Source organism: Acidithiobacillus albertensis (genome assembly GCF_001931655.1).
In the GTDB taxonomy this organism is placed as follows: Bacteria; Pseudomonadota; Gammaproteobacteria; order Acidithiobacillales; family Acidithiobacillaceae; genus Acidithiobacillus; species Acidithiobacillus thiooxidans.
The window spans coordinates 1-8,373 of the sequence record NZ_MOAD01000006.1 but is presented as its reverse complement, the minus strand read 5'-3'; the positions used below and the strand labels follow the sequence as shown (position 1 = coordinate 8,373).

Sequence of the window (8,373 nt, the reverse complement as noted above, 5' to 3'; positions counted from 1 at the left end):
CTGCATCGCGCTGGAGCCTCGCGCGGCTCCACCCTGTCCTTTTTGATTGCGACACCAGAAACAGGCGTCGATTCGATTTTCATCTCGTACGCTTTGCTCGGCCCCTTCATGACGGTTGTCCGCCCAGTGACCGCGATTTTGAGCGGTATCATGACCGGTTTGCTGGGTAGTCTGGTCTCGCCTGGCCGCCATACGGCAGCGCCCACTCCGCTTGCAGCCTCGTCCTGTTCGAGCGACTGCGGGACGCAAACGGCGCGGCAGGAGGGCGCACCCGCAAGCGCGTGCAGCGCTTCGACATGCAATGATGAAACCTGCATGGCTGATGCTTCACAAAGTCGCAACGGCTGGGCGCGCACTGGCGCAGGCATACGCTATGCCGTCACGAATCTGCTCGATGACTTCAGCGTCTGGCTACTCATCGGCCTGACGCTCGCGGGCATTACCATGACCCTGGTGCCGCCCTCCGCGTTGAGCACCTACGGCAGTGGTCTGCCTGCCATGTTAGTGATTCTGCTGGTGAGCTTGGCGTTTTACGTTTGCGCGACCGAGTCCACGCCGATTGCAACGGCCATGCTCCTGGCGGGTATATCTCCTGGCGCGGTGCTGGTGTTTTTGTTGGCCGGTCAAGCGACCAATCTGGGCTCGCTTGGCCCATTGCGTAAGGAGTTCGGATGGCGGTTTGTGTTCGTCTATCTGGCTGGGATAAGCGTATCCGCCATCGGGTTTGGACTGCTGACCAATTATGTCGTTGTTGCGCTGCATATCGACATCGTCGCACAGTTGCACGCTACCCAAGAACTGTTGCCGGAATGGATCAAGCTGCTCGGTGCTGGCGCGCTGACGATGCTCGCGCTGCGGCCTTTGCGCAGACACCTGCCAGGCCTGGGGCACCCGAACCCGCCTGAACATGCTCGCAACTGAACCGAATATGACAAATGTGGGCGTGGCGCTCAAGCTGGGGATGTAAGCCCAAATCGAGGCGGGACAGGTCCTCCACAGCAGGTCGAATCCTCGCCCTTGACAGATGGGCGTAGTGATAATGAAAGCTGATTCTCGCCACAAGCCGTTTTTGAGAAGCTTGCTGCAATCGTTACGGTAACGGTTATTTCACCGGACCCCCGGATTGTTAATCCGCTGGTCGGCATGTTAAAACACCAGTAAAAATAGGCGTTTCAGCCTGTGCCATGCCGTGATTTTTGGCGCTTTGCCCAAAATATGCCCAAGCGTCCCCGGAAAAGCACCATATACGCAACTTGTCACAGTAATAAACCGTTACTGTAACACTAACATCACAACTCAGGACCATCCAGCTCATATTCCCGAGGCGCTGGCCGCTCTACCTCCTGCTCCCGTTGCAACTGCTGCTCCGCCTGAAACCGCTCAAAGGCCTCCCGCGCCTGCTGCTTGCCCGCTTCTATCTCCTGATACTGGGCAAACTGCTTCCGAATGTCTGCAATCCCCTGGGCAATCTCTTCGCGGATTATCCGGTCCCGCTCGGCGCGCGCGGCTTCCAGGTCGCCGGATAGATCAAGAATACTCTGATCTACCGCCAGGTCTTGCCGCTCCAGCTCACCCGCTTCCTTGGCCAGCTTTAATCGTTCCGAAACTTCCTGCTCAAAATCCAGCCTTCGGCGGCTCGGTTGCCCGGTCCGCCGCTCATAACCACTGGCCGCTGGCCCCAGATGCCGGGTCGGTGCCCGATCCTGACCTTGCTCCGCCAGACTGCGGTGATCCACCTGGGCGGCTATGCCGTTTTCCTGTAATCGGGCGTTCTGTAGCTCGGCAAACCGTTCCCGCCATTCGCTCACCAGTTCTTTGCCCGTCTTCCGGTCATCCAGTTCCCGCGTCTTTTCGGTAAACCCGTCTGGTCCTATCCGCCGGGTCGTCAGCAGAATGTGGGCATGGTGATTGCGCTGATCTCCGGCTTTCCCCGGCGCATGCACGGCCACATCCGCTGCACAGCCATGCCGCTGGACCAGCTCTCCCGCAAAATCCAGCGCCAGACGCCGCCGCTCGGCAGGGGGCAGTTCTTCGGGCAGGGCAATCTCGAACTCGCGGGCAACCGTTGCGTTCTTCCGGGTCTCCGCCTGCTCGGCGGCATTCCACAATGCCGCCCGGTCCGCTGCCCAGTCGGGGGCATCTTCCGGCAACACCAGATCGGCGGACTCAACCCCGCTTCGGCGGGTGTAGTCGTGTACTTCTCCCGTCCGTTCATCTTCGATCTTCTCGCCGGAACGATACGCGGAGGAAGCCGTGCCGCTGCGGCCTGCAGATCGGCTGATGGCTTTGACGGAGAGATGATAGATCGCCATTCTGGCCTCCTCCTCCTACGGGGTGTCGGGGCGGAGCCTTGACCGCACGCAAACTCGCAGAGTTTGCATAAGTGCGCCCTTGCTTTTTCGCTGCGGGTCTATGTTGCCACACCGTCAAGGCCTCTTCCAGCAGTTCGTTCCGCCCTAAAAACGCGCTAAAGTATCTCCATGATATTGCAGAGGAGTGACCATGACGACCATCGAAGAACGCATCGCTAAACTGGAGGCAAAACTCAAACAGGAGAAAGCCAAGAAACAGCAGATCGAAGCCCGTAAACGCAGCATCGAGGCCAAAAAGAAACGCAGCGCAGATACCCGCCGTAAAATCCTCGTTGGAGCCGCCATCCTCGCCAAGGTCGAACGCGGGGAATGGCCACACGACAAATTTATGGCCCTCATGGAGGCCGCCCTGACCCGTGCCGATGATCGCGCCCTCTTTGATCTGCCAGTACGTCCCGAAAATTCCCAAGGAGGCCAGTAATGGACTCACAACAGCAGCTATTCGGCTACATGGCGGTGGCAAACGATCAGCAGAAGGCCATACAAACCGCCATCGACACCTTGACCGCTGAACGCGAAGCCCTCGCCCAGGAACGCACCCGCCTCGCCCAAACCGTCCAGAGCATCTCCAAGGCCGTAAGAACCGCCGTAGGCGCTGCCGTAAAGGATCAGATGGGGGATGCCGGAGAAATCGCCGCTACGTCCCTGGAAACCGCCTTAAACCCGATTCTCGAAAACTTCTCCGGCGTCATCGGGAACACGACCGAGGCCGGGAAGGCCATCAGCCAGGCTTCCGCCTGGTTTTCCTGGAAATGGGTCATCCTGTTCGCTGCCGGATTCTTCGGAATCTGTCTGATGGCTTATATTTCCCTGGCCTGGCAGTTCCACGAAGTCCAGAACCTCCGCCAGCAGAAGGCCACGCTCAGCGCAGAAATCCCCCGGATGCAGGCGACCGTGGCAGAGCTGGCCAAGCACGGCGGGAACGTGGTCTGGAACCATTGCGGCGGAAGACTGTGTTTCGAGGTCAGCAACAATCAGGGAACCTACAGCAACGGCAGCCCATTGCCACTCGGCGCATGGACCACAGACCACGGCAAAACAGAACTGGTCATTCCCAAAGGGTATTAGGGGTCCCCTCAGAAAACGGAATATAAAACCCGTTAAGCTCCTGCGAAAGGCCGCAGCGGCCGATATTTTCCCTGCTTGGGGGTGTAAGCCGGAACCCCAGAGAATTCTGTCAGGAAACATCGGCGGCAGAGTTTCCGAGCATCACACCTGACCGACATGGTTTTCCGACAGCCCGCACCAGGGGGTTTTGGTCTTTGGTGGATACCCGTGCATACCCAACAGGATATTCTCAAAACCCATAAAATCCAGTGGAATTGATCATGCTGTTTTGAGATAGATTTTTGATAACACTAACTGTTTGAAAAAACCAGTTTTCAAATCATCATTCCCACTTTATCAAAAACGGTTGTTTTCAAGAAGAACGGTGACCAATCTCGTACCCAACTTGGACAAGATATCCAGGGCATCCCGTCAATATGAGCCTACTGGTACTTTGGGAGGCGTTTCACACAAAACCCCATCGCGCCCTTAACGGGTTTTATATTCCGTTTTCTGAGGGGACCCCTATTAGCTCAATAAACGCGACAAGTCACAAAACGCCTTTAATAGGTGACTGGCTGCAATTTGAGCAAATGGATAAGCGCCAGATCGATGATCTCTTTTTGTGACTTGTCACTGTATAGGGCGATGAGGTCATTCAGAGCCATATGCGCGTCACCCGACAACATCACGGAGATCGGCTTCCCGCTGTAGCCTTCCATCGGGAAGCGGCGATGGTCGCGGCTGGCCTTGGCCCGTTCCGCTGCCGTCATGGGGCGGTCGCCCTTGGGCTTCCGGCCTCTTTTCTTCGTGACAGGTTGTGATAAGACTTCGGCTATCTTGGTCATGGCTGTTCTCCGCATCAGTCGCCTGAATCTTATTATACGTGACACGTCACAAGTTACCAAACATTCTGTGACTAGTCGCGGAGCAACACAAGTGCCCATCCTCGTCATGGCCAAACCAGAGAAACCCCGTGCAACCATGCCGTAAAGGCCCCGTATTTGCCCCAGAACCGACGCAAGAGCATTTGACAGGGAAAACACCACCAAAGCCAGAAAACGCGTCCTACGCGAAATATGAGCATTTTCCAAAATAAAAATACCCAAACCCCAGACAAGGAGTGCCTGGTTGCCACGGCTTCGCCGTGCCAGGCACGGATTGCTGTCGATGCAAACAGCGTTCTATGCGCTGCGCGCGTCATAACGGTGGCCCGTTTACCATTCCGCGCCCTGCGCGGTTGCGAACGATTCAGACGATTTGCAAGCAAATCGCCCAAATCGCCCGCGCCTACTTTGCCCCTGCGGGGCGGGAGCTAAAGCTCTTTTTCAAAAAAAGACCTCATCCACTGGTAAACCAGCAGGGGGAGCCGCTGCCGTAGGCAGTGGGGGACGCAGTCCCCATAGGGGGTCGATCCGGCGAGCCGAAGGCGAGGACAGGGGGACCAGCAGGGTCCCCGCCGGGAATGTTTGTGGGCGGTCCGACGTAGTCGGAGCAAGCGCCCACTCCTTGTCAGAAGGTCCGGCACAAAAGTCCCAATAGAACATAGAAAGGACCATTTTTTAACTAACTGATTTTTTAATGTGTTTTAGGGGGGGTGCGGAAACCAGCTGTTTCCGGGGGTGCGGAAACCAGCTGTTTCCGGGGTGTTCCAAAAATGTGCGCTATGATGTACATTTTTGGAACAGATTATCGGAAAAGGATTTCCAAAAAAATGCAAAGAGATTCCGCCCCCCAGGAAAAATTAGGCACACCTGCCGCACCCAAATATGGCCAATGGGTCCAAACAGAACGCAAAGCCCACGAGGCGTGGGCAAACCTGACGATGAGAAAACCTCGTGCTGGAATTCTCCTGCATCATTTGGTCGCTAACATGGGGCATCAAAATGCAGTCGTTATCAGTCAAAAGACTCTTGCCGGATTGATGGGTGTAACGGACCGAACAGTAAGAAACGCTGTGTCCGATCTCGTGGCAGAGCGATGGATACAAGTCATAAAGCTCAACGGCCCAGGAAGCGTGTCTGCATACGTGGTCAATGACCGGGTGGCTTGGGGACAGCCGCGTGGTGAAATGGTTTTATCTGTTTTCTCCGCTGCCGTGGTTGCTGATAGGAGCGATCAGGATCCTTCCACAGTGGACACCACAGACCTCCGCCGTATCCCGGTCTTATATCCTGGCGAACAGCAACTGCCAGCAGGCCCAGGAGAGCCGCCTCCTTCTCAGCCTATCTTGGATGGCTTGGAGCCTGACTTGCCTTTTCTTCAGGCTGAAACACCCGTTAAAAGCCCAAAAAACGCCGTAGATGACGATCAAATTCCGCTCATTGAGTGATTGTTTTGCTACAATGGTGATACGTCCCATGACACACCAAGTGAACCAATAGGCGACAGTCAAATGACACAGGTAAGCATCACCAAAGCTGCAAGCTTAGCGAAGGTTTCTCGCAGCACCTTTTATCGCTCTTACATCAATAACGGCAAGGTCAGCGTTACGAACGACAACCAAGGAAATCCGGTTATTGATACCTCTGAGCTGCTACGCGTGTTTGGTGTCCTACATGACACAGTAGAAGGTCAAGACACAGGTGGTGTCCGAGAGGCTAACGACCCAAATATTCTTGTTATCAGTGAGCTAGAATCAGAACTTCAGCGAGTGCGTGATATTTTGCGAATCCGTGAGGAAGAATTGCATAAGGCTGAGGAACGCGAACTATGGCTGCGCGACTTGCTAGCCAAAAGCCAAAACCAATTACGACACGAAGAGAAGGATGACCGTCCGTGGTGGCGATTTTGGGGATGATGCCTTGTATATAAACCAAAGCGCGCCTAGGATAACGACATTATGCCCACCATCGATCACATAGACGCTGCGCGGGTAGTGATCTACCTCAACGACCATCGTCCCGCTCATGTGCACGTGATAAAAGGGGATAGTAAGGCAGTATTCATATTGCATTGCCCGAAAGGGCCACCGGAGCTACGGGAGAGTATCGGCTTTTCCAGGGCGGAAATACGTCACCTTCTGGAAGAAAGCATATCCCGATTGGCATTATTCTGTGGAGAGTGGGAGAGGTACCATGGACCAAGTAGACAAAATTCTTGAGCGCGACTGGGACGCTGCAAATCAGCGTGGACGGGAGACGCTTGCTGCTGGCCCACTGGCGGAGTCCGCCTACTATGACCAACCTACGGGAAAGGTCGTGATCGAGTTGAACAACGGTGTTGGTCTACACATCCCACCAGCATTGATTCAGGGCATAGAGAATGCCACTCCCGCAGATATGGCAGAGATCGTCATTCAAGCGCGTGGTCTTGGGCTACACTTCCCGCGACTGGACGCTGATCTGTACGTCCCTGCATTGGCGCGGGGAGTTCTCGGTACATCGGCCTGGATGCGCAGCCTTGGGCAGAAGGGGGGCGTATCAAAAAGCCCCGCCAAGGCAGCGGCAGCCCGAAGAAACGGACGACTTGGCGGGCGTCCACAGTCAGCAGAAAAGAAGGCTATATCGTAATGTCCCATAATCGGCCCTCCTGGGTGTCAGAGGAACCGAGCAAAACCGGGCGATCTGCCGTTCAGGGTTTTGGGGCTACAAGACAGAATGACGCATTCTGTCTACTAAAAGACAAAATTTTTACTGAGGGTCGAGGCTCGTGGAAATAATATTAGAATCAGTAATCACTTGTCCTAAATGCGGGCACCAAGAAACAGAAACGATGCCAACGGATGCATGCCAATGGTTTTATGATTGCAAAAACTGCGGTGCAATTCTAAGCCCGAAGGAAGGTGATTGTTGTGTTTTCTGTTCTTTCGGTACGGTTCCTTGTCCACCCATTCAAAAAAACGCCAGCGCTTGCTGCACGCCTTAAAATTTTACGCCCGCGAAACATAATGGCACATCTGTCTAACTGTGAAACATAGATCACACTCCCTGTAACCGATCCTGCTGGTGATGGAACCACAGCGAAATAAGGGTTATGCAGTGAACCATGCTTATCCGGTTGTCTCCCAAACCCACTACCGGTAGTGGGTTTGAAAATCGATGAAATCGCGGCAACACTGGTACGGCGATCCTCGCCAAGCCTTTTTAGGCAAAGCCAGTCGGTCATCGTAGGGTAGTTTTTAGGGGCTTTCACAGAACCCCATATTTAGTAGCATTGGGAGACAACCGGATAAGCACGCAGTGAACTTGCAAGGAGAGATAACGTGCCTAGATCCAGAGTTTAATTGCGAAATTTTGGGTTTGTGTTTGCATGTCATTTTGATATTATCGGAAACATGAAAAAGACTGCGCCCTCCCCAGATACGTCCGTTGCAGCCGAAACCTGCTTGGTCCGCTGTTTTCATCCGCTCGAGATCAACCGCGTGCGGAAACATCTCAAGGCGGATGGCGTACACCTGGCCGCTGCTGCAGACCGGTTCAAAGCCTTGGGCAATGTGAAACGGTTAACCATTTTGCAAGCGCTACGGGTCACGGAATTGTGCGTGTGCGACATTGCCCATCTATTGGGTTTGAGTGTCGCGGCGACCTCACAGCAACTCCGACAACTGCGTAGTCAGGGTTGGGTCGTCACGCGCAGTGACGGCAAGATGGTGTATTGCCAACTCAGCAAAACTGCCCCACTGCGCGATTTGGATGCGGTCCTGCAACTGCTCGATTCAACTCACGTCTCCGCGCCTCATCCAGTGCCGGACACAGAATTAGGAGATGCTGATGCTTAATGCGCTTGAACTCATCATCCAGCACGTCGTCGGAAATACCTGGGCACTCTACCTGGACGCTGCGCCCTTCGTGATGATTGGCCTACTTAGTGCAGGCCTGATCAAGGCATGGGTGCCGCAGCAGCGTTTGGCCAGCTGGCTGGGTGGCGATGGCCTCTGGCCAATCACCAAGGCGGCAGTGATGGGTGCGCCTCTGCCCCTATGTTCATGCGCCGTGATACCGGTGGCACTGGG

Annotated in this window: 12 protein-coding genes; 10 read left to right on the top strand and 2 right to left on the bottom strand. The window is 54.9% G+C overall.

Annotated elements, in window-relative coordinates; all coding sequences use genetic code 11:
• The coding region (locus BLW97_RS15195) for a permease (RefSeq protein ID WP_075323804.1) at positions 1 to 921 on the top strand (921 nt) is incomplete at its 5' end.
• Between the two features lie 368 nt (positions 922 to 1,289).
• On the opposite strand, the gene mobQ is transcribed toward BLW97_RS15195, so the two are convergent.
• Positions 1,290 to 2,312, bottom strand: coding sequence for a MobQ family relaxase (gene mobQ, locus BLW97_RS15190; RefSeq protein WP_075323803.1), 1,023 nt, complete (start codon positions 2,310 to 2,312; stop codon positions 1,290 to 1,292).
• A 190-nt stretch (positions 2,313 to 2,502) separates the two neighbouring features.
• On the opposite strand from mobQ, the gene BLW97_RS15185 reads away from it, so the two are divergent.
• Positions 2,503 to 2,793: a mobilization protein gene (locus BLW97_RS15185; protein WP_075323802.1), complete on the top strand. Its 291-nt coding sequence runs from the start codon at positions 2,503 to 2,505 to the stop codon at positions 2,791 to 2,793.
• Positions 2,793 to 3,440: a hypothetical protein gene (locus tag BLW97_RS15180; protein ID WP_075323801.1), complete on the top strand. Its 648-nt coding sequence runs from the start codon at positions 2,793 to 2,795 to the stop codon at positions 3,438 to 3,440. Before BLW97_RS15185 ends, BLW97_RS15180 begins: the two co-directional genes overlap by 1 nt.
• 542 nt (positions 3,441 to 3,982) lie before the next feature.
• Here BLW97_RS15180 and BLW97_RS15175 read toward each other — a convergent pair.
• Entirely contained in the window at positions 3,983 to 4,267 is a 285-nt protein-coding gene (locus BLW97_RS15175; protein ID WP_075323800.1) for a hypothetical protein, read from the bottom strand.
• Between the two features lie 818 nt (positions 4,268 to 5,085).
• Between BLW97_RS15175 and BLW97_RS15165 the strand changes: the two genes are divergently transcribed.
• The 7 genes from BLW97_RS15165 to BLW97_RS15135 form a co-directional block, all read left to right on the top strand.
• On the top strand, positions 5,086 to 5,751 hold the full coding sequence (locus BLW97_RS15165) for a helix-turn-helix domain-containing protein (protein ID WP_207650629.1): 666 nt from the start codon (positions 5,086 to 5,088) through the stop codon (positions 5,749 to 5,751).
• 63 nt (positions 5,752 to 5,814) lie between these two features.
• On the top strand, positions 5,815 to 6,219 hold the full coding sequence (locus BLW97_RS15160; protein WP_075323798.1) for a hypothetical protein: 405 nt from the start codon (positions 5,815 to 5,817) through the stop codon (positions 6,217 to 6,219).
• Positions 6,220 to 6,261: 42 nt separating this feature from the next.
• Positions 6,262 to 6,522, top strand: coding sequence for a DUF4160 domain-containing protein (locus tag BLW97_RS15155; protein ID WP_075323797.1), 261 nt, complete (start codon positions 6,262 to 6,264; stop codon positions 6,520 to 6,522).
• Positions 6,497 to 6,931 carry a DUF2442 domain-containing protein gene (locus tag BLW97_RS15150; RefSeq protein ID WP_075323796.1) on the top strand — a complete coding sequence of 145 codons (435 nt, stop codon included), beginning with the start codon at positions 6,497 to 6,499 and terminating at the stop codon, positions 6,929 to 6,931. Before BLW97_RS15155 ends, BLW97_RS15150 begins: the two co-directional genes overlap by 26 nt.
• A 139-nt stretch (positions 6,932 to 7,070) precedes the next feature.
• Entirely contained in the window at positions 7,071 to 7,286 is a 216-nt protein-coding gene (locus BLW97_RS20240) for a GDCCVxC domain-containing (seleno)protein (RefSeq protein ID WP_075323795.1), read from the top strand.
• 409 nt (positions 7,287 to 7,695) lie between these two features.
• Entirely contained in the window at positions 7,696 to 8,139 is a 444-nt protein-coding gene (locus BLW97_RS15140) for an ArsR/SmtB family transcription factor (protein WP_143214931.1), read from the top strand.
• A partial coding sequence (locus BLW97_RS15135; protein WP_207650628.1) for a hypothetical protein occupies positions 8,132 to 8,373 on the top strand: 242 nt, incomplete at its 3' end. The genes BLW97_RS15140 and BLW97_RS15135, both read left to right, overlap by 8 nt.

Excerpts from the sequence above, each read along its gene's own strand:
- mobQ (WP_075323803.1), bottom strand. The coding sequence starts at position 2,312 with ATGGCGATCTATCATCTCTCCGTCAAAGCCATCAGCCGATCTGCAGGC.
- BLW97_RS15185 (WP_075323802.1), top strand. The coding sequence starts at position 2,503 with ATGACGACCATCGAAGAACGCATCGCTAAACTGGAGGCAAAACTCAAA.
- BLW97_RS15180 (WP_075323801.1), top strand. The coding sequence starts at position 2,793 with ATGGACTCACAACAGCAGCTATTCGGCTACATGGCGGTGGCAAACGAT.
- BLW97_RS15175 (WP_075323800.1), bottom strand. The coding sequence starts at position 4,267 with ATGACCAAGATAGCCGAAGTCTTATCACAACCTGTCACGAAGAAAAGA.
- BLW97_RS15165 (WP_207650629.1), top strand. The coding sequence starts at position 5,086 with ATGATGTACATTTTTGGAACAGATTATCGGAAAAGGATTTCCAAAAAA.
- BLW97_RS15160 (WP_075323798.1), top strand. The coding sequence starts at position 5,815 with ATGACACAGGTAAGCATCACCAAAGCTGCAAGCTTAGCGAAGGTTTCT.
- BLW97_RS15155 (WP_075323797.1), top strand. The coding sequence starts at position 6,262 with ATGCCCACCATCGATCACATAGACGCTGCGCGGGTAGTGATCTACCTC.
- BLW97_RS15150 (WP_075323796.1), top strand. The coding sequence starts at position 6,497 with ATGGACCAAGTAGACAAAATTCTTGAGCGCGACTGGGACGCTGCAAAT.
- BLW97_RS15140 (WP_143214931.1), top strand. The coding sequence starts at position 7,696 with ATGAAAAAGACTGCGCCCTCCCCAGATACGTCCGTTGCAGCCGAAACC.